Here is a 19,700-nt window from a genome sequence, read left to right as displayed (position 1 = left end):
GCTCCAAATCTGAATGCCATAACTAGTACCAGAAGTAGTATATGGAGCGGCGCAAGCTCGGTTCTATTGATCTGAAGCGTGACTATCGTTACACTATTAATCAGCAAGATAAAGAAGAGCGAACACAAGTAAAGTTGCCCGTAGGAGCACGCCACCCACTTCACCGATACTGTGGATCTGCAATGCCTCTACGTCGGGACCCACGTGGTAATAATCCAACCCGACTTCAATCAGTTAATCGTGGGGTAGTGAATAGGGTGAAAAGCCTCCGGTGTTACTGCGGCACCCAGGGGTGAACTATTGCGCCAGGCGGCCGACTACTACAGCGAGCGGCTCAGCGAAAATGTCAAGCAGGGACTGCCCCGCAAGAAAGCCTAGGCCGCGGCGAAAAGGGAGGCATACGTGCACGGCCGTAGGTTCCTCGTGCCGGTAGTGGTAGAGGAAATTCGAGCTTGCAGGTTGATGGGCTGAGTGTGCGCAAGATTAGCGCGGCAGCTGGAGTGCCGGTCGGTACCGTACACAAATACTTGGTTAAGCTGGTGAAGGCCGTAGTATAGGAATTTTATGTTCTTTCGGGGCGCTGTTGGTGAGGTGAGCTTCGAATTATTTAACTCCATATTTAATTCATTATCAGTTCCATAAAACTCTATATAAGTAGGCGTCCGCCTGGCGTCTGCTCTTTTACTCCAGACTCAGGTGATGGCCCAGGCTCCTCCCGACCTCACGGTGGAAGTGATGACGAGAAGCACCGGTGTAGGGCATGTAAATTGGGAGGCATCCACCTTACGCAGCTCGGCGGCCACACACGGGTTCCCGGGAGGGAACTTCCTGCTTGACCAAGTAGTTGAGCGAGGCGCTCAGGCTGTTGCGGTAACTGTTGTAGGTCTAAGCCTCGATGCCCCGCTTGCTCGGTGCGTCGAGAAATGCTGTAATGTGCGCCAGCGAGAGGTATTTGAGCGGCAGAGTGGCAAACGCTTGTTTTCGCAGATTTTGCCCAGGGGCACTTGGTAAAACGCGTTACTTACGCCGGCGGCTACCTTGCGCGTCACTACTCACTCCACGGCCTCAAGCAGGGTGATGCTCAGATGTACAGCGGGCGTCTCGCCAGCTATGTAGCCCTCGTCGAGCAGCCGCTAGATTTTCGTCATTTTTTCCGCTCCCGTAGCGTGGTGTACTTGTTCATGCCCGTATACTGCTTGCGCACAAAAGCATTCTTGTCGGTATACCAGATCCGCTAGTCGATTTACCACTGTTTGCTCATGTCGCCATCGGCGTCAAAAAGCCGGTTTTAGTACTCAGGCGAAAACATGTTGTTGTGATAAAACAGTTGCTAACAATAAAAAACGGCCTCTCCGCAATGGAGAGGCCGTTTTTGCAAGTAGCGGGGACGAGAGTTGAACTCGTGACCTCAGGGTTATGAATCCTGTGCTCTAACCAACTGAGCTACCCCGCCGGGTTTTTGGTGCCGCAAAGGTAGTAACTATATTTGTTCTGGTGCAAGTACTGCCTTGAAAAAAACCCGTGTATATTGGCTGCATTCTGACAGTTTTTATCTGTTAGAGAGTGCCTATTCTAGTTCGTACAGCTTATGTCCCTCTCCGCTACCCGTCGCAAACACCGGTTTACGGTGGAATTTCCAGTCAATGCGTCGCCTAAAATTCTGTATCCCTACTTGGCATCGGCTTCTGGCCTGTCGCAGTGGTTTTGCCAGGATGTAAAAATCGACGAAGATCACCGCTTCAATTTCATCTGGGACAACCAGCCCCACTACGCCGAAATGAACTCGCACCGCACCAACCGCTCGGTGCGCTTTGTTTTTCTCGACGCCAACAAACGCCACACACCCGACGCCAATTTCCTTGATTTCAGCCTCGAAGAGTCGCAATTAACCCAAGAGGTTTATGTGCGCGTGATGGACTACTCCGAGGAAACCGATGAGGAAGAGTTGCAGGAAATGTGGGACAGTCTTGCGCAAAAACTCCGGGAACAGGTAGGCGGCTAATTTCGTTTTCCGCTACAGGCAGGGAACACACGCGAAACACAGTGTACCTTCGTTTCTTGGTTGGCGTCTGCTCCGATGGCTCGCCCTGCCGGATAGGGCAGTTTGTAGCGTAACATGAAAAAACTCGATAAGCTGATTTTGCAGGCCTTTGCGGGCCCGTTTCTGCTCACGTTTGCGGTGGTGCAGTTTATTCTGCTCACTCAATACATGCTCAAATACCTCGACGACCTAGTCGGGAAGGATTTGGGCTTCGATATTATTGGGCAGCTGTTGTTCTACTTCAGCGTGCTGATGGTGCCCGTTTCGATGCCCTTGGCGGTGCTGCTTTCGTCGCTGATGACGTTTGGCACCCTAGGCGAGCACCATGAACTAACGGCCATTAAAACCTCGGGTATTTCCCTGACGCGCATTCTGCGGCCAGTCTTGATAACAAGTATGCTGCTGGCCGTTTTCGCGTTCTGGTTCAACAATAATATTGTGCCCAAGGCCAACCTGCGTGCGTATAGCCTGCTCTGGGATTTGCGCCAGCAAAAGCTCGCTCTCGACATTCGGCCTGGGGTCTTCTACAATGGTATTCCCGGCTACACCATCAAGGTGAACGATAAGCTAGGAGAGGATGGGGACATTTTGATGGGCATCATGATTTACGACCACACCCAGGGCTCCGGCAATATGCGCGTGATTCTGGCCGATTCGGGTCGGATGTTCACCCGGTTTGGGGGGCAGTATCTTGGGCTAGAACTGTTTCGGGGGCAGAGCTACGTAGAGCAGCCCGATGCCAACAGCCGTGCTGGCGCCAGCTTTATCCGGCAGGCATTCAGCCGCAATATGATTACGTTCTCGCTGGCTTCCTTCGACCTAAACCGGACTAAGGAGGAGCTGTTTGAGGACAACAAGATGATGAAAAATGTGGGCCAGCTGCATCATTTCATCGATTCGCTTCAAATCCGCTTGCGTACTGAGCAGCACCAGGTACCTCGGATGGTGTCGCCGTATTATACATACCTGCGTTTTGATACCACCGGCCGTACCGCTAACCACCGGGTAGAGCAATGGCAGGTGCCTTCTAGTAAGCTGCCGGTGGTGAGTGTGAGTACTGTGGAACAGGCTGCTAACCGGGCGCGCAACGTGCGTGCCTTCGCTGGTACTACTGGAGAACGGCTGGCCAATCTGCAAAAGGAAACCGGTAACTACCGCATCGAAGTGTACCGCAAATACGTGCAGTCAGCGGCTATTTTGCTGATGTTTCTAATAGGGGCACCGCTGGGCGCCATCATCAAAAAAGGCGGCTTAGGCGTACCTATCCTAGTGTCCATTTTGTTTTTTATCATCTACTATATCTTCTCCATCATCGGCGAGAAATATGGCCGGGAAGGGGTGATGCCTGTTGACTTTGGCATGTGGATGTCCACTATCATTCTGTTGCCGTTTGGCTTATTTTTCCTCTACCAGGCCCGTAACGATTCGGGTCTGTGGGAATGGAATCTGTGGGGCAAGCTGCCAGCCAAGGTGCGTTGGCCGTTTCGTGGGTATAAGCGGAGCGTGTGAATTGTGAATTGCCGGTTGCCAATGGTTGCCCAAGCTGGCAACCGGCAACTCACAACCGATAAGTGAAACTTGCAACTAATTTTGTACCTTTGCGGCCACCTCGAGGTGCGGGGTGAAATTTCTTTTCATTTTTATATCTAAGACGGGGGAAACCTATCTGCCGATGAAACTTACCACCGAAGCAAAACAGGCTATTTTCGAGAAAAACAGCCTGCAAAAAGTGGCCACCGATACTGGTTCGGCCGAAGCACAAATTGCGTTGTTCACGCACCGCATCACGCACCTCACGGAGCACCTGAAAGTTAACAAGAAGGACTTCTCAACCCGCTTGGGTTTGTTGAAACTTGTTGGTAAGCGCCGTCGGATGCTGGACTACCTCCAGCACCGCGAAATCAACCGCTACCGTGCCATCATCAAGGAGTTGGGTATCCGCAAGTAACCCGCCCCATTGGAGCAGGGAGCCTTTCCTCACCGGAAGGTTCCCTGCTCTTTTTTTGCCGGTTCGGGTACCTTTCCCAGTACTCAACTGTTATATTCCAGAGATTAAGTTTCAGAGCAAAGCGGGGCCGTTATAGGCCCTGTTTTTTCGGCTGCTCGCCCGCTGTCGCTTCCAAGCAAATAGAAGATGTCCAACTACAACGCGGTTACTAAACACATTACCCTGCCGGATGGCCGGCAGATTTCCATTGAAACCGGCAAACTGGCCAAATTTGCCGATGGCGCCGTAGTAGTGCGCCTCGGCGACGCTATGCTGCTAGCCACAGTGGTATCGCAGCCAAGTTCGCGCGGCGACGTGGATTTCTTGCCGCTATCGGTTGACTACCAGGAGAAGTTTGGTGGTGCTGGTAAGATTCCCGGCTCATTCCAACGCCGCGAAGGTCGCCTGTCCGACCACGAAATTTTGGTATGCCGCATTGTGGACCGCATTCTGCGCCCGATGTTCCCCAAGGATTATCACTACGAGGTGCAGGTGCTGATTTCGTTGATTTCGGCCGATAAGGATGTGCAGCCTGACGCATTGGCCGCACTGGCTGCGTCCGCTGCCATTACTATTTCTGATATTCCGTTTGCTGGCCCGATTTCCGAAGTACGGGTGGCCCGCATCGACGGCAAACTGCAAATCAACCCCAAAACAGCTGACATTGCCCGCGCCGACATCGACCTGATTGTAGGTGCCACGGCCGATTCAGTGGCCATGGTGGAAGGGGAGATGAACGAGGTAAGCGAAGAGGAAATGGTGGAAGCCATTGCCTACGCCCACGAAGCCATCAAAGAGCAGTGCCGTGTACAAAGCGAGTTGGCTGCTGCCGTGGAGAAAGCGCAAATCAAGCGCGAGTACCCAAAATACGAGGAAAACGAAGACCTCAAATCCCGCGTTACGCAGGGCATCTACGACTTAGCTTACAAAGTGGCTCAGCTGGGTGATACTAGCAAAGCTGGCCGTAAGAAAGGCTTTGGCGGCGTGAAGGAGCAGTTCCTGCAACAGCTGATTGCTGAGCAGCCTGAATTGGATATGAAGCAGTTCGGCCGTTACTACTCATCAGCTGAGAAGAAAGCTATCCGCGACATGATGATCAAAGAGCGCACGCGCCTTGATGGTCGTAAGCTCACTGAAATCCGCCCAATCTGGTCGGAAATTAACTATCTGCCCGGTGCGCACGGTTCGGCTTTGTTCACTCGCGGCGAAACCCAGTCGTTGACTACGGTGGCGCTAGGTACCAAGCTCGATGAGCAAATCATCGATTCGGCCATGCAGTCGGGCTACAGCAAGTTCATGCTGCACTACAACTTCCCGGCCTTCTCGACTGGTGAAGTGAAACCGAACCGTGGCCCTGGCCGCCGCGAGATTGGCCACGGTAACCTGGCCCTGCGCTCTTTGAAGCGCGTTCTGCCCTCCGACGAAGAAAATCCTTACACCATCCGTATTGTGTCAGACATTCTGGAGTCGAACGGCTCTAGCTCGATGGCCACAGTATGTGCCGGTTCGCTGGCGCTGATGGATGCCGGCGTGAAAGTGCGGGCGGCCGTAGCAGGTATTGCCATGGGCTTGGTGCAGGACAAGGAAACCGGTGAATACGCCGTATTGAGCGATATTCTCGGCGACGAAGACCACCTCGGCGACATGGACTTCAAAGTAACCGGCACCGAAAAGGGTATCGTAGCTTGCCAGATGGACATCAAAATCCAGGGCCTGAGCAACGAAATCCTGACGGCGGCGCTACACCAGGCACGTGAAGGCCGTCTGCATATCCTGCGTGAGATGGCCAAAACCATCAACGCACCGGCTGCTGACCTCAAGCCGCATACGCCCCGCTCGCACAAGATGCTCATCGATAAAGAGTACATCGGTGCTGTTATCGGGCCCGGCGGCAAGGTGATTCAGCAGATTCAGAAGGACACTAATGCCACGGTTATCATCGAGGAGAAGGACGAGAAAGGCCACGTGAGCATCTACGCTTCCAACAAGGAAGACATGCAAGCGGCCATCAGCCGGATTCAGGCTATTGCCGCTACACCAGAAGTAGGCGAAACCTACAAAGGTAAAGTGCGCAGCATTCAGCCGTACGGTGCTTTCGTGGAAATTATGCCGGGCAAAGACGGCCTGCTGCACATCTCGGAAGTGTCGCATGAGCGCCTCTCGGCGCTGGAAGGCGTGCTGGAAGTAGGGCAGGAAATTGACGTAAAACTGCTCGATATCGACAAGAAAACGGGTAAATACCGTTTGTCGCGCAAGGTGCTTTTGCCGAAGCCGGAACGGACTACCGAGCAGAACGGTACGGCCCAGTAGCCACTTGTAGAACTTTCGCGGGTACTGATACGTTGCTAACAACTGATCGGTACCCGTAGATTGGGTTTTCGGACGTTTATCAATTTCAGAAATACATACTTCTCGCGCCCGCAATGAGACAGTTAAAAATCAGCAAGCAGATCACCAACCGCGAAAGCCAGTCGCTGGATAAATACCTCCAGGAAATTGGTAAAGTGGATCTGCTCACGCCCGATGAGGAGGTGACGCTGGCGCAGCGCATCAAGGAAGGCGACCAGCAAGCGTTGGAAAAGCTTACCAAAGCCAACCTGCGTTTCGTGGTATCGGTAGCTAAGCAATATCAGAACCAGGGCTTATCGCTGGGTGACTTGATCAACGAGGGCAACCTCGGCTTGATTAAAGCTGCTAAGCGTTTCGATGAAACCCGTGGTTTTAAGTTCATTTCTTACGCCGTATGGTGGATTCGCCAATCCATCTTGCAAGCCTTGGCTGAGCAGTCGCGCATCGTACGCTTGCCCCTCAACCGAGTAGGTTCGCTCAACAAGATCAGCAAGTCGTTTTCGGAACTAGAGCAGAAATTCGAGCGGGAACCCTCGCCTGAAGAAATTGCCGAAGTACTGGAACTCACCACTTCGGAAGTGGTAGATACCCTGAAAATTTCGGGTCGCCACGTGTCCGTTGACGCACCATTCGTGCAAGGCGAAGAAAACCGCCTACTCGACGTGCTGGAAAATGAAGACGAAGAGTCGCCGGACACCGGACTGATGAACGACTCGCTCCGCAAGGAAGTGCAGCGTGCCTTGAGCACCCTCACCAAGCGCGAAGCCGACGTTATTACGCTCTATTTCGGTTTGAACGGAGAGCACTCGCTCACGCTGGAAGAAATCGGGGAGAAGTTCAACCTTACTCGGGAGCGGGTTCGTCAGATCAAAGAAAAGGCCATTCGCCGTCTGCGCCACACTTCGCGCTCCAAAGCGCTGAAGCCTTACCTGGGGTAGTTATTTTTACCCCCATCACTGAAAACCCCGGCCCTAGCGTTGGGGTTTTTTGTTGGGGAATGCCAGCTTGTCGGCAATGAGTGAAAACTCGTCTGAGAGCTGACTTCGATACCGCAACCAGTTAGTTGAATCCGGCTGCTAGGTGTCACTCTGTTTTACTCGATTACCTTTGCCATCCTATTTCATCCTTTTACGGCACGGGCGCAAGCCTGCGCTACTTTTACCCTCATGGAGAATACCACCCCAGAACACATAAAGTGCTTGATTATCGGCTCCGGCCCGGCGGGGTATACGGCGGCCATCTACGCAGCCCGCGCCAATCTGGCCCCCGTAATGTACCAGGGGCTGCAACCCGGCGGCCAACTCACCATCACCAACGACGTAGAGAATTTTCCGGGTTACCCCGACGGTATTATGGGGCCGGAAATGATGGAGGATTTGAAAAAGCAGGCTGCCCGTTTCGGTACCGATATTCGCTATGGTATTGCCACGGCGGTTGACTTCTCGGGCCACCCGCACAAGGTGACCATTGATGAAAAGCTGGAGCTGACGGCGGATACGGTGATTATTGCCACTGGTGCCTCGGCTAAGTGGCTGGGGCTGCCATCGGAGCAGCGCCTAAATGGTTCGGGCGTATCAGCCTGCGCCGTATGCGACGGATTTTTCTACCGTGGCAAAGACGTGGTGATTGTGGGCGCTGGCGATACAGCGGCCGAAGAGGCTACTTACTTGGCCAACCTGTGCAGCAAAGTGTACATGATTGTGCGGAAGGGAGAGATGCGCGCCTCGAAAATCATGCAGAAGCGCGTAACCGACAACCCTAAGATTGAGGTGTTGTGGAACACGGTAACCGACGAAATCCTGGGCGAGCACGCCGTGGAAGCTGTGCGGGTGAAAAATGCCCTGACCCACGAAACCCGTGAGCTGGCCGTTGATGGTTTCTTCGTGGCTATCGGCCACGAGCCGAACTCCAAGATATTCCAGCCCTATTTGCACCACGATGAGCAGGGCTACCTGAAAACCCTACCCGGCACGGCCAAAACCAACGTGGATGGGGTATTTGCCTGCGGCGACGTGCAGGACTACACCTACCGCCAAGCTGTAACAGCGGCCGGCTCAGGCTGTATGGCTGCTCTGGATGCGGAGCGTTACTTAGCCGCTCTCGGCGACCATTAGAAGTGAAATAGTGAAATGGTGAGTTAGTGAATTTGCGATTCGATTTACGCTATATGCGCAGATTGCATCGTTACCTCACCAAACTCACCATTTCACCACCTCACTATCTCACCACCTTATTGTTTTGCACTTGCTGAATTTTGTGAAACACTGGCTGCTGCCGCTGCTACTGATCGGGCTGTTTATTGGCTTGCCCGGCCAGCTGCACGCCCAGCGTCGTCCGGTGCCGAAACCAAAGCCTGGTACTACCAAAAAACGGAGCGACTTTTTCCGCATCAAGTCGCCTATTATCCGCTACGTGCGGCCCGATACCACCATCCTGATTGAAACCCAGGAATTGCCTGATGATGGCTCCGACGCGGCCAAATCCATCTTCTTCAACCCAGCTAAAAAGCTTTCCATTGTCAGTGAGGATACGTCGTCGCTGAACGAAGGGGGGCAGCACATTGTGGAGGTGAAAGAGCAAGTGAAGATTGATTCTTCCTGGATTCAGGTGGCCGGGTATTATGCCATTTGGGACACGCATAACATCAACCCGTACCGCGTAGACGGGCGCCGCATCAAGGATACGCTCAACTTAAAGCTTACGGAGCCCGAGCGGCAGCGCTTTGCCAAAATGCCGCTGGTAAAGACGCCTATGACCTCGGACTTCGGCTTCCGAGGTTCCCGGTGGCACTATGGTGTGGACCTGGACTTGGAAACCGGCGACTCGGTGAAGGCTGCTTTCGACGGCGTAGTGCGCATCAGTAAGTGGGACGGTTCGGGCTACGGCAACTACCTGCTGGTGCGCCACTACAACGGCATTGAGACGCTGTATGGGCACATGCAGAAGGCGCTGGTAACGCCCGGTACCTTCGTGAAAGCCGGGCAGCTGATTGGATGGGGCGGGAGCACCGGCCGCAGCTCCGGCTCGCACTTGCACTTCGAGGTGCGCTACGAAGGCAACCCCATTGACCCGGAGCGGATGTACGACTTCCCGGATTACCGGCTCATTAAGGATAACTTCCAGATTACTTCCGCGCTGTTCAACTACTACAGCCGTTCGTTGAAATACCGGGGCGGCAGTGTGCCGGGCGCAGCCACTCGTAGCAGTAGTAGCCGCAGTCAGCCCTCAGCGGCGCGGCGGGTGGTTACGCACAAAATCCGGAGTGGAGATACGCTGTCGGAAATTGCTGATAAGTACGGGGTGTCACAGGCCCAGCTTCGGCGCCTGAACGGTGGTACGGCCGTGCTGCGTATCGGTCGGTCACTGCGGGTGAAGTAACTTCAACGCAATATCTCTGAATTGGTACATGGTTGGCCGTTCTTCATTCATGCTGAACAGCCAACCATGTACCAATTCAGGGACATTGCAATCAACAACGCAATCTGAATGAAACTTGATATTCTAGCCCTTGGGGCGCATCCGGATGATGTAGAGATGTCGGCGGCAGGTACGCTGGCCGCGGCCGTAGCGGCTGGCAAGAAGGTAGGTATCGTGGACTTTACGCGGGGGGAGCTAGGTACACGTGGTACCCCAGCCATTCGAGCGCAGGAGGCCGAAGCCGCCAGCCAGATTCTGGGCCTTAGCGCCCGCGAAAACCTGGGGCTACCCGATGGCTTCTTCCGCAACGACCGGGAGCATCAGCTGCCGCTAATTGCGGCTATCCGCCGCTATCAGCCCGAGGTAGTGCTTTGTAACGCCATTCATGACCGGCACCCCGACCATGGCCGCGGCGCGCAATTGGCTTCTGAGGCTTGCTTTCTGGCTGGCCTGCGCATGATCGAAACCCTCGGCGACGATGGCCAGCCGCAACCGGCTTGGCGTCCCAAGCACGTGTACCACTACATCCAGGACCGCCAGATTCCGGCCGATTTTGTGGTGGATGTCACCGCGCACTGGCCTACAAAATGGGCTTCCATTCAGGCCTACCAGACCCAGTTTTTCAACCCTAACAGTCAGGAGCCGGCCACCTACCTTTCAAGCCAGGAATTCAGCAACTTTATGGAGGCGCGCGCGCGCGAGTTCGGGCACTTGATAGGTGTGGAGTTCGGGGAAGGTTTCACGCGCGAACGAACTTTGGGCGTGCGCCAGATAACTGATTTTATCTAATAGTTCAGACAGCTGAAAGTGGTGTAATAAGCAAAAAGCCTGACCATCCGGTCAGGCTTTTTGCTTTGTAAGGACTGAATTTAGGCAAATTGAAAAGTCTAATTCTGTGTCAGTATTATATGGCTAAAAGCTTGCTGAGTGCCAATTTCAGTAAATATTGAAAAGTCTGATAAATGAATTATTTAATCAGGTAAACGCGCATTCTTGATGGTACTTCCAGCATCGATTCACGGTGACGCCTCTACTGGCGCGCCTTGGTTTGATAGCCAACCACTAAGACGCTACTCTTATGAAAAGCCAGCCTGCCCGTTTGCCGCTAAAACTGAAATTACTCTTCACTGCATTTCTAGCCGTTATGGTGCCCGTGTACTGGGCGAATTACGGGCCCACCAACTTCCTGTACTTCTGTGATATTTCGTTGCTGCTCTGTTTGATCAGCCTCTGGACGGAAAAGAAGCTGCCGGCTTCGATGGCTGCCGTTGGTATTCTGCTGCCGCAGGTGCTGTGGTGCGTTGACTTTCTGGGCGAGCTGTTTGGGGTGCACCTAGTCGGCATGACGTCGTACATGTTCGACCCTAACCGCTCGTTGTTTCTGCGTGGGCTGTCGTTCTTTCACGGCTGGTTGCCCTTCCTGCTGGTGTTTCTGGTGAAGCGCCTGGGCTACGACCGGCGCGCCCTCTGGGCCTGGACCGGGCTGGCGTGGGGGCTCTGCTTAGTGGCCTACTTCCTTCTGCCGCCTGCTGGCACCATCCTGCCCGACTCCAAGATTCCCGTCAACATCAACTACGTATTCGGCTTTGATGATGCCCGTCCGCAAACGTGGCTGCCCGCCCCGGTATACCTACTGGCCTGGATGGCTGCGCTATTTCTGGTAGCGTATCTGCCCACCCACTTGGTGTTGCGCAAATGGTTAGCTCCGCGCAAAGCCACTCCGGTACTGCCGGCCACTACCGCAGGCAAGCTGGTGTGGGAGTAGCGCAGACCATCGGTACTTTCCCGATGAACTACTATCTTGGAATGAAAATGCCGCGTTTCGTGGCCTGTATTATCCGGTTTAGTCTGATGTCTCTCCCCGGTCCTGAGCAGTTGCCCGATGCAACGCCGCCTGCCGCGCCCGGCCGCCGCAAGCGCCTAGCTGCCACCACTGCCACCCAACTGCTGCCGCTGTTCAAGCTGCTCGATACCATCCAGCCCCAGGTCGCCAGCGACTCGGTGTTTCACCTGCGGCGGCTGAAGATTCAGGCCCACTTAACCGAAGTGCGCCAGGAAATGCGGGCCGAGCGGCCTCGGCAGCAGGCGTTGCAGTTTGCCTTTCACGCCCTAACCGAGCTAGTGCGTGAGGAAGTGCGCGACATCAGCCGCGACGAGCTTCAGCAGGCCGCCAAGGAAGTGGTGCTGGCCACCCTCAAAAATGCGCCGGCCCTGCTCAACGCAGCCCATCAGGCGCGACTGTTGGTGTAGCTGCTTTCCTACCATGTGAGCCAGCCACGGACTTCACAAAAAGCAAACCGCTCGGCTAACTAGCCGGGCGGTTTGCTTTTTGTGGTTTATTATCGTGTGCCCAGCCGGTTGCGTTTCCAGGCCGAGGCAGTAGCGGCCGGCTCTGCGGAAGCTACGGCAGCGGGCTTCTTTTCGCTGACTAGCATGGCGCCTAACACGGCGGCCAACTTGGCCATGTCTTCGCTGAGAGGGGCGGGTTTGAGCGCATCAGCGGGGAAATGGTCCCGGATGAAGTTGGTGTCGAAGTGGCCGCTCACGAAAGCGGGGTGTTGCAGTACGTAGCGCCCAAAGGCCAGTGTGGTTTCGATGCCGGTAATCTGGTATTCCTCAATGGCCCGCAGCATGCGCGCTATGGCCTCTGTGCGGTCCTTGCCAAACGTGACCAGCTTGGCAATCATGGGGTCGTAGTAAATCGGGATTTCCATGCCCTGCTCGAAACCGTCGTCTACCCGTACGCCGGGGCCTTGGGGGCGTACGTAGGTGGTGAGGGTGCCAATGTCGGGTAGGAAGTTGTTCTGTGGGTCCTCGGCGTACACCCGTAGCTCCAGGGCGTGGCCGGTGATGGTAAGGTCGTCCTGGGTGAAGCTGAGCGGCTCGCCTTGCGCCACCTTAATTTGCTCTTTCACTAAATCCAGACCCGTAATCTGTTCGGTTACGGGGTGCTCCACCTGGAGCCGGGTGTTCATCTCCAGGAAGTAGAAATTGTGGTTCTCATCGAGCAGGAATTCCACGGTACCGGCACCGGTGTAGTCGCAGGCACGGGCCACATCCACGGCGCACTGGCCCATAGCGGCCCGCAGCTCGGGCGTGAGCACCGATGAGGGCGCCTCTTCAATTACCTTCTGGTGGCGGCGCTGAATGCTGCATTCCCGCTCAAACAGATGCACAATGTTGCCGTGCTCATCGCCCAGCACTTGTATTTCGATGTGGCGCGGTCCAGTCACGAACTTCTCAATAAACACCGCGCCGTCGCCAAAGGCCGAGGTAGCCTCGTTGATGGCCAACTGCATTTGCTCCTCAAACTCCTCTATGTTGTGCACTAGCCGCATGCCCTTACCACCCCCGCCGGCTGAGGCCTTAATCAGGATGGGAAAACCTACTTGCTGTGCAATCTGCTTGGCCTCGTTTACATCGGAAATGGCTTCGTCGGTGCCGGGTACCAACGGGATGTTGTAAGCTTTAACGGCTTGCTTAGCCGAAAGCTTGTCTCCCATAATGTCCATGGCTTCGGGCGAAGGACCCACGAAAATCAATCCGGCCTCTTTCACCATGCGGGCAAAACCGGCGTTTTCGCTTAAGAAGCCATAGCCGGGGTGAATGGCATCAACCTCCAACTGCCGGCAAACCTCCAGAATTTTGTCGCCGCGCAGGTAGCTTTGGGCGGAGGCCGGCGGGCCTACGCACACGGCCTCGTCGGCGTAGCGTACGTGCAAGGCGTTGCGGTCGGCCTCTGAGTAGATAGCCACGGTTTTGATGCCCATTTCCTTGGCGGAGCGCAGTACGCGCAGGGCAATTTCGCCGCGGTTGGCAACTAAGAGCTTGCTTATTTTCTTCATGGGGGAGGGATGGGACGGTTGTTAGTTGCTAGTTGTGGGGTGCCGGTTATTAATTAGCTACTCGTTTGAGTAACAACAGACGCCCCACGACTGATATTTCAGCCAAAGAAACGCCTTTCCGGCGGCTCCGTAAAGCTTGTTAGCTGGTTTGCTGAGTGAAGCAGGAAGTTGGAAGCCACGCGCTGAGCCACTACTTTTGCAGATTGCCATAACTTTGTACATTATCGGAGGGTTAAGTGCACGCTTAACGGCTCGTTTTCTTTTTCACTTTTAATCTGTTCCCGCGTGGATCTTTTCGAGAAAATTGCCGCCAACCGCGGTCCGCTGGGTATTCACTCACATTATGCACACGGCTATTTTGCTTTCCCTAAGCTGGAAGGCGAAATCAAGCCGCGCATGATTTTCCGCGGTAAGGAGGTACTCACCTGGAGCCTCAATAACTACCTGGGCTTAGCCAACCACCCCGAAGTGCGCAAAGCCGATGCCGACAGCGCGGCTGAGTACGGTATGGCCCTGCCTATGGGTGCCCGCATGATGTCGGGTAATTCCAATCTGCACGAGCAGTTGGAAAGCGAGCTGGCCGACTTCGTGCAGAAGCCGGACTGCATGCTGCTCAACTTTGGCTACCAGGGCGTGGTAAGCATCATTGATGCTATGGTGAACCGCCACGATGTAATTGTGTACGACGCCGAGTCGCACGCTTGCATCATTGATGGGGTACGGCTACACCAAGGCAAGCGCTTTGTATATCCGCACAACGACATGGGCAGCCTGGAGAAGCAGTTGCAGCGGGCCAAGCGCATCACCGACGAAACCGGCGGGGGTATCTTGGTTATCACCGAAGGCGTTTTCGGGATGTCGGGCAACATGGGCGACCTGCGCGGGGTGCTGGCTTTGAAAGAGAAATACGAGTTCCGTTTGTTCGTTGACGACGCCCACGGCTTCGGTACAATGGGCGCCACGGGGGCCGGAACTGGCGAAGAACAAGGCGTGCAGGATGGCATAGACCTATATTTTTCGACGTTTGCGAAGTCTATGGCCAGCATTGGTGCCTTCGTAGCGGGCCCTGAAAACGTAATTGAATATTTGCGCTATAATATGCGTAGCCAAATCTTCGCCAAAAGCCTCCCAATGCCGCTTGTAGTGGGCGCAATCAAGCGTTTGGAGCTACTCCGGACCCGTCCGGAGCTGAAAGACGACCTCTGGACCGTGGTACGGGCCCTGCAAAGTGGTTTGCGCGAAAAAGGCTTCAATATCGGTACTACTAAGTCGCCGGTGACGCCCGTGATGCTGCAAGGGCAAATATCCGATGCAACGCAAATAACCTTCGATTTACGCGAGAATCACGGTATTTTCTGCTCTATCGTGGTATATCCGGTGGTGCCGAAGGGCGTAATTATGCTCCGTCTCATCCCTACGGCCTCTCACACGCTTGCCGACGTAGCCCAGACCATTACGGCCTTTGAAGCAGTGGCTGATAAGCTTAGCAAGGGCCTTTACTCCAAAGCAGAGGTACCAGCCGGGCTCTAAGCATAGCCAAGACTGATAACAGGCAAGGTCAGGATTCCGAAAGGGTCCTGACCTTTGTTTTTTGTACTAAGCTAATAATTTGGGGGGAGTTCGCTGAGGGTAAATGCAAAAAAGTTCGGCGAAAATGTGCCTCTCGGGCTGAATTAGCCGTATTAGAAAAAAAAACGGGGACTTGCTTGTATTTGAAATCCCTGTATATTAGACCCCATCAAACCCATTGTTTCACTCCTCTCAACCCCATCAAACATGAGTAATTTCAGTGAACTAAAGGACCTCGTAATGGGCCTGGAAGGCGACTTCGAGAAGTTCTACGACAAGAAGAACTCGGCCGCTGGTACCCGCGTGCGTAAAGGCATGCAGGAACTGAAAAACCTGGCGCAGAGCATCCGTACCGAGGTTCAGAACGCTAAAAACAGCGCTGCTGAGGCTCCAGCTGCTAAAGCTGCACCAGCCAAAAAGGCTGCTGCTCCTGCTGCTGCTAAGAAAGCTGCTCCAGCAAAAAAGAAGTAATTACGAAGTCAGGCGGCTTTTCTGAAACCCCTGGCTTTCCTGATTGCCTAAAAAGGCCCTGCCGATACTATATCGACAGGGCCTTTTTCTGTTCTGGGGGGATAGGCAGAAACTATACTAGCTTAATCAGGAAGTAGTTTTTCTTGCCACGTTGGGCCACGAAATATTTATCCAGTAACAACGGCACGTCAAGCGCCATTTGGTCGGGGATTACTTTCACCCGGTTTAAGCTCACCCCACCGCCCTGAATCATTTTTTTCGCTTCGCCTTTGGAGGAAAAAACGACAGCATTGGTGGCTTCACTCAGTAGTGTAACGGCGTTCAGCTCGGGGAGCAGCGCGCGGGATACTTCCACGTGAGGCACGCCAGCAAACACGTCAAGCAAGGTCGCCTCGTCGAGGCTGCTTAGCTCGCCACCACCGAACAACACTTGGGAAGCCGCTAGGGCCGCTTCGTATGCTTCCTCGGAGTGCACCCGAATGGTTACGTCTTTGGCCAGGGCCTTCTGCAACACGCGCAGGTGCGGCGCCTGGGCGTGTTCGGCTTCCAGAGCTTCAATTTCCGCTTGCGGTAGTAGCGTGAACACCCGAATCAGACGCGGGGCATCGGCATCCTCGGCCCGCAGAAAGAACTGATAGAACTGGTACGGCGAGGTCATGGTGGAGTCGAGCCAGACGGTGCCAGTTTCGCTCTTGCCGTACTTGGTGCCGTCGGCTTTGGTGATGAGCTGGCCAGTGAGGGCGTAGGCTTTGCCCTCGCCGCCGCTCATGCGCCGGATTAGCTCGGTACCGGTGGTGATGTTACCCCACTGGTCAGAGGCGCCCATTTGCAGGGTAGTGCCCAATTCCTTATAGAGGTGAAAAAAGTCGTAGCCCTGGAGCAACTGGTAGCTGAACTCGGTGTAGCTCAGGCCCTCGGCGCCCGATTCTTCGTTGCCGCTGATGCGGCGCTTCACCGAATCCTTGGCCATCATGTAGTTCACGGTGAGGTGCTTGCCTACTTCGCGCAGGAATTGCAGAAAGCCGAACTCCTTGAACCAGTCGTAGTTGTTGACCACCCGGGCGCCGGTGGGGCTGTCGTTGAAGTCGAGGAACTTCTCCAGCTGGGCCTGAATACCGGCCTGGTTGCGGCGCAGGGCCTCTTCATCAAGTAGGTTACGCTCGGCCGACTTACCCGACGGGTCGCCAATCATGCCGGTGGCGCCGCCTACCAAAGCCAATGGGCGGTGCCCGGCGCGCTGCAAGTGTACCAGCAGCATAATAGTAGCCAAGTTGCCGATGTGCAACGACGAAGCCGTAGGGTCGAAGCCGATATAGCCGGTGATAGGGGCGTTTTGGCGTAGGTGTTCGTCGGTGCCCGGCATCATGTCGTGAAACATGCCGCGCCAGCGCAGTTCTTCTATTAAGTTCAAGTTGTGAAGTTGTGAAGTTGTGGAATCGTGACTGAACAGGCGGAGAGTACGTGGTCAACTCACGCATGAGAGGTGTAAAGGTAGAAAGGGCGGTGGTACATTTGTAGGTGGAGTGGCTGTGGTCTGCCGAATAGTGCACTCCCTAGTACTCTCAACTTCACCATTTCACCACTTCGCTCTTGACCCTCACCGCCGACGAAATTCTGAAGCAACTCCAGCAGCGGCAGTTTCAGCCCGTGTATTTTCTGCAAGGGGAGGAGCCGTACTATATCGACTTGGTAGCTGATATCTTGGAGAAAACTGTGCTTCAGGAGCACGAAAAGGGTTTCAACCAAGTGGTGCTGTACGGCAAGGATGCCGACGTAGCCACGATTCTGGGGCAGGCGAAGCGCTTCCCGATGATGGCCGAACGGTCGGTGGTGATTGTGAAGGAGGCGCAGGCTGTGGCCGACCTCGAAACTGAGAAGGCGTGGCCGTTTCTGGAGGCATACCTCAAGAACCCGCTGCAAAGCACGGTGCTGGTGTTTTGCTACAAGCACAAAACGCTAGATGCCCGCAAGAAGCTCGGTAAGCTGCTCACCGGCGATAAGAAAGAGCCCAGCCCGGCCGGTACGGTGCTCCTGACCAGCAAAAAGCTCTATGACAACCAGGTAGCGCCCTGGCTGACCAGCTACGTGCGCAGTAAGCAGCGCAACATCACGCCGCAGGCCACGGCCATGCTATCCGAGTACATTGGGGCCGAGCTGGGCCGGCTCACCAATGAGGTAGACAAGATGCTGCTCAACCTGGCGCCCAGCCAGCCCATCGACGAGGAGTTGGTGCAGCGCATGGTAGGTATCAGCAAGGAGTACAACATCTTCGAGCTGCAAAGCGCCCTTATCCGGCGCGACGTACTAAAGGCCAACCGGATACTGCTCTATTTCGAGGCCAACCCCAAGGCCAACCCACTAATTCCGAACCTGACGCTGCTGTTCAACTACTTTTCCCGGCTGCTGGCCTTACACCAATTAGCCAACCCCACCGAAGTGGACTGGAACCGCCTGAACCTGCGCAGCACTTTCGCCCGTAAAGACTACCAAACCGGCCTGAAGGTGTTCGACTTCTACAGGACTCGCAATATCGTGCACCTCATCCGCCGCGCCGACGCGCAGAGCAAAGGCATTGAATCGGGCTCGATGACCGACGGAGAGATTCTGCGGGAGCTGGTGTGGCTGATTCTGCACCCTGTGCCGCTGCACGCAGTGGTAGGGAGCTGAGAGAGTGAGAGTGAGAGTGAATGATGCTGAAACAGGAGGAGCCAAGGTGGCGGCTTCCTGGCTTATGGCGCCATACTTACTGTCACAGGCGGGGGCAAATCAAGTGGCTGGTGCGTGAGTCAGCAAAATTCCATTCAGTCTACTTGGTATAGTTTCCAGGAATTATGCATGCTTAATGCTCGAATTATACCAGTCACGACATTGCACTGCTTGGCCTTTATAACGGTAAAACAACCACTGATATTTGTATGCTGCAATTAGCCAAACAGCCAACGGCAGTTTCTACAACAACGCTTTTCCACGTTCCAGCCTCCTTTCCACAACCAACGCCGAAGGGTCGAAGAGTAATCTTCGGCCCTTTATTGTTATAATAGACTGGTGCGGAGCTAGATTGAGGTCCGAGGATATAATTGCCCGGTTCACCATAACCTCATGGCTTATCTGGTACACTTGTTGCAAACACATCAATAAACCCAGACAACTCCCATGAACGAAATTGAAGTAGCCTTCCGAGCCGCACTGCACGAAGAAAAATTTTCCACGGCGGCGGTGTTGCTGGCCCAAGTGGTGGAAGCGCGCTACGAGCAGCAACGACATTTAACGCCGGTGCAGATTCTGCGCTTGCAAGCTGGCTGCCATACGCTCCTAACGCAGCGCGCCGAAATAGGAGCTGTTGCACTCATTCAGGCAGCGACGGGTTATCTGCCACAACCGGTGCATTTCACTGTGTAGTAAGGAGCGTGTGGGAGAGTGAGGCTTTAGTTTTGATGGTGTAGAGCTGTTTAGCTGAGCAACACGGATGCTTTCTGGCTATTATGTTTCAATAAAAAGCAGGCCTTTTTTCTTAGCCGTTCGTTATAGATTTGCAAACAGGTGAAAGTCACCTGTTTTTTTTTCACAGTATGCATCATCTCATTTACAGCAGTTCCGCTACCGTCCCATTCACGGACGCCGCTTTGCAGGAGCTACTAACTACAGCCCGGGCAAACAACGAGCAACTGCAGGTAACAGGAGTCCTGCTTTATCACGAAGGTCAGTTCATGCAGTTGCTGGAAGGAGAAGCATCTGTAATAAAGAGCTTGTACCAGCTGATTGAGCAGGATACCCGGCATACCAGTATTTTCAAATTAGCCGACAAGCCGATTGAAGCACGTAGCTTTTCGGAGTGGGCTATGGCGTTCAAGCCAATCGATGCTGAAGCATTTGCGCAGCTGAAAGGATACCAGAGCCCCGATGCCCTCGATACGGCCCCGCAAGGCCTGAGCGGCGCCGATGCGCTGTTGCTCAACATCATGCGTACTTTTATGGTGTCGGAGGAGGAATAGAATGCGCTTGCTGTAACGTAGCGCTAAAA

The 19,700-nt window shown here is 54.5% G+C and carries 17 protein-coding genes, 1 tRNA gene and 1 pseudogene; 16 read left to right on the top strand and 3 right to left on the bottom strand.

Features of this window, described 5'->3' with window-relative positions:
* Positions 1 to 1,004 precede the first annotated feature (1,004 nt).
* On the top strand, positions 1,005 to 1,238 hold the full coding sequence (locus G536_RS0111565; RefSeq protein WP_022823757.1) for a hypothetical protein: 234 nt from the start codon (positions 1,005 to 1,007) through the stop codon (positions 1,236 to 1,238).
* 141 nt (positions 1,239 to 1,379) lie between these two features.
* On the opposite strand, the gene G536_RS0111560 is transcribed toward G536_RS0111565, so the two are convergent.
* Positions 1,380 to 1,453 (bottom strand) — tRNA-Met (locus G536_RS0111560).
* 135 nt (positions 1,454 to 1,588) lie between these two features.
* Here G536_RS0111560 and G536_RS0111555 point away from each other — a divergent pair.
* The 10 genes from G536_RS0111555 to G536_RS0111510 all read left to right on the top strand — a co-directional run bounded on the left by G536_RS0111555 (position 1,589) and on the right by G536_RS0111510 (position 12,044).
* Positions 1,589 to 2,002: an START-like domain-containing protein gene (locus tag G536_RS0111555; protein ID WP_022823756.1), complete on the top strand. Its 414-nt coding sequence runs from the start codon at positions 1,589 to 1,591 to the stop codon at positions 2,000 to 2,002.
* Positions 2,003 to 2,116: 114 nt separating this feature from the next.
* Positions 2,117 to 3,550: an LptF/LptG family permease gene (locus G536_RS0111550; RefSeq protein WP_022823755.1), complete on the top strand. Its 1,434-nt coding sequence runs from the start codon at positions 2,117 to 2,119 to the stop codon at positions 3,548 to 3,550.
* A gap of 163 nt (positions 3,551 to 3,713) precedes the next feature.
* A complete protein-coding gene (gene rpsO / locus G536_RS0111545; RefSeq protein WP_022823754.1) occupies positions 3,714 to 3,989 on the top strand; it encodes a 30S ribosomal protein S15 in 276 nt (91 codons plus the stop codon).
* A gap of 186 nt (positions 3,990 to 4,175) precedes the next feature.
* Positions 4,176 to 6,338, top strand: a complete 2,163-nt coding sequence (locus tag G536_RS0111540; RefSeq protein WP_022823753.1) for a polyribonucleotide nucleotidyltransferase — start codon at positions 4,176 to 4,178, stop codon at positions 6,336 to 6,338.
* A gap of 113 nt (positions 6,339 to 6,451) precedes the next feature.
* Positions 6,452 to 7,315 (top strand): sigma-70 family RNA polymerase sigma factor, encoded by an 864-nt coding sequence (locus tag G536_RS0111535; protein ID WP_022823752.1) that lies wholly within the window; start codon positions 6,452 to 6,454, stop codon positions 7,313 to 7,315.
* A 228-nt stretch (positions 7,316 to 7,543) separates the two neighbouring features.
* Entirely contained in the window at positions 7,544 to 8,491 is a 948-nt protein-coding gene (gene trxB, locus G536_RS0111530) for a thioredoxin-disulfide reductase (protein ID WP_022823751.1), read from the top strand.
* Positions 8,492 to 8,633: 142 nt separating this feature from the next.
* Entirely contained in the window at positions 8,634 to 9,755 is a 1,122-nt protein-coding gene (locus G536_RS0111525; protein ID WP_245575813.1) for a M23 family metallopeptidase, read from the top strand.
* A 108-nt stretch (positions 9,756 to 9,863) separates the two neighbouring features.
* Positions 9,864 to 10,583: a bacillithiol biosynthesis deacetylase BshB1 gene (bshB1, locus tag G536_RS0111520; RefSeq protein ID WP_022823749.1), complete on the top strand. Its 720-nt coding sequence runs from the start codon at positions 9,864 to 9,866 to the stop codon at positions 10,581 to 10,583.
* Between the two features lie 289 nt (positions 10,584 to 10,872).
* On the top strand, positions 10,873 to 11,559 hold the full coding sequence (locus G536_RS0111515; protein ID WP_022823748.1) for a hypothetical protein: 687 nt from the start codon (positions 10,873 to 10,875) through the stop codon (positions 11,557 to 11,559).
* Between the two features lie 41 nt (positions 11,560 to 11,600).
* Positions 11,601 to 12,044: a hypothetical protein gene (locus G536_RS0111510; protein ID WP_022823747.1), complete on the top strand. Its 444-nt coding sequence runs from the start codon at positions 11,601 to 11,603 to the stop codon at positions 12,042 to 12,044.
* Positions 12,045 to 12,133: 89 nt separating this feature from the next.
* Here G536_RS0111510 and accC read toward each other — a convergent pair whose 3' ends face one another.
* Positions 12,134 to 13,639, bottom strand: coding sequence for an acetyl-CoA carboxylase biotin carboxylase subunit (gene accC, locus G536_RS0111505; protein WP_022823746.1), 1,506 nt, complete (start codon positions 13,637 to 13,639; stop codon positions 12,134 to 12,136).
* Positions 13,640 to 13,924: 285 nt separating this feature from the next.
* Between accC and G536_RS0111500 the strand changes: the two genes are divergently transcribed.
* Positions 13,925 to 15,169, top strand: coding sequence for an aminotransferase class I/II-fold pyridoxal phosphate-dependent enzyme (locus G536_RS0111500; protein ID WP_022823745.1), 1,245 nt, complete (start codon positions 13,925 to 13,927; stop codon positions 15,167 to 15,169).
* 246 nt (positions 15,170 to 15,415) lie between these two features.
* Positions 15,416 to 15,589, top strand: a pseudogene (locus G536_RS32975) (histone H1); the annotation flags it as partial.
* A 202-nt stretch (positions 15,590 to 15,791) separates the two neighbouring features.
* On the opposite strand, the gene tyrS reads toward G536_RS32975, so the two are convergent.
* Entirely contained in the window at positions 15,792 to 17,090 is a 1,299-nt protein-coding gene (tyrS, locus tag G536_RS0111490; protein ID WP_022823743.1) for a tyrosine--tRNA ligase, read from the bottom strand.
* A gap of 179 nt (positions 17,091 to 17,269) precedes the next feature.
* Here tyrS and holA point away from each other — a divergent pair, with 179 nt between their 5' ends.
* The 3 genes from holA (at position 17,270) to G536_RS27520 (ending at position 19,671) form a co-directional block, all read left to right on the top strand.
* The gene (gene holA / locus G536_RS0111485; protein WP_022823742.1) at positions 17,270 to 18,346 is read left to right on the top strand and encodes a DNA polymerase III subunit delta; all 1,077 of its coding nucleotides are present in this window, start codon (positions 17,270 to 17,272) and stop codon (positions 18,344 to 18,346) included.
* Between the two features lie 486 nt (positions 18,347 to 18,832).
* Positions 18,833 to 19,078, top strand: coding sequence for a hypothetical protein (locus G536_RS0111480; protein ID WP_022823741.1), 246 nt, complete (start codon positions 18,833 to 18,835; stop codon positions 19,076 to 19,078).
* Positions 19,079 to 19,248: 170 nt separating this feature from the next.
* On the top strand, positions 19,249 to 19,671 hold the full coding sequence (locus G536_RS27520; protein ID WP_051166937.1) for a BLUF domain-containing protein: 423 nt from the start codon (positions 19,249 to 19,251) through the stop codon (positions 19,669 to 19,671).
* The last annotated feature ends 29 nt before the right edge of the window (positions 19,672 to 19,700 follow it).

Source organism: Hymenobacter norwichensis DSM 15439, from assembly GCF_000420705.1.
In the GTDB taxonomy this organism is placed as follows: domain Bacteria; phylum Bacteroidota; class Bacteroidia; order Cytophagales; family Hymenobacteraceae; genus Hymenobacter; species Hymenobacter norwichensis.
Note: the sequence above shows the minus strand (reverse complement) of the source record. Positions and strands in the feature narration are given on the sequence as shown.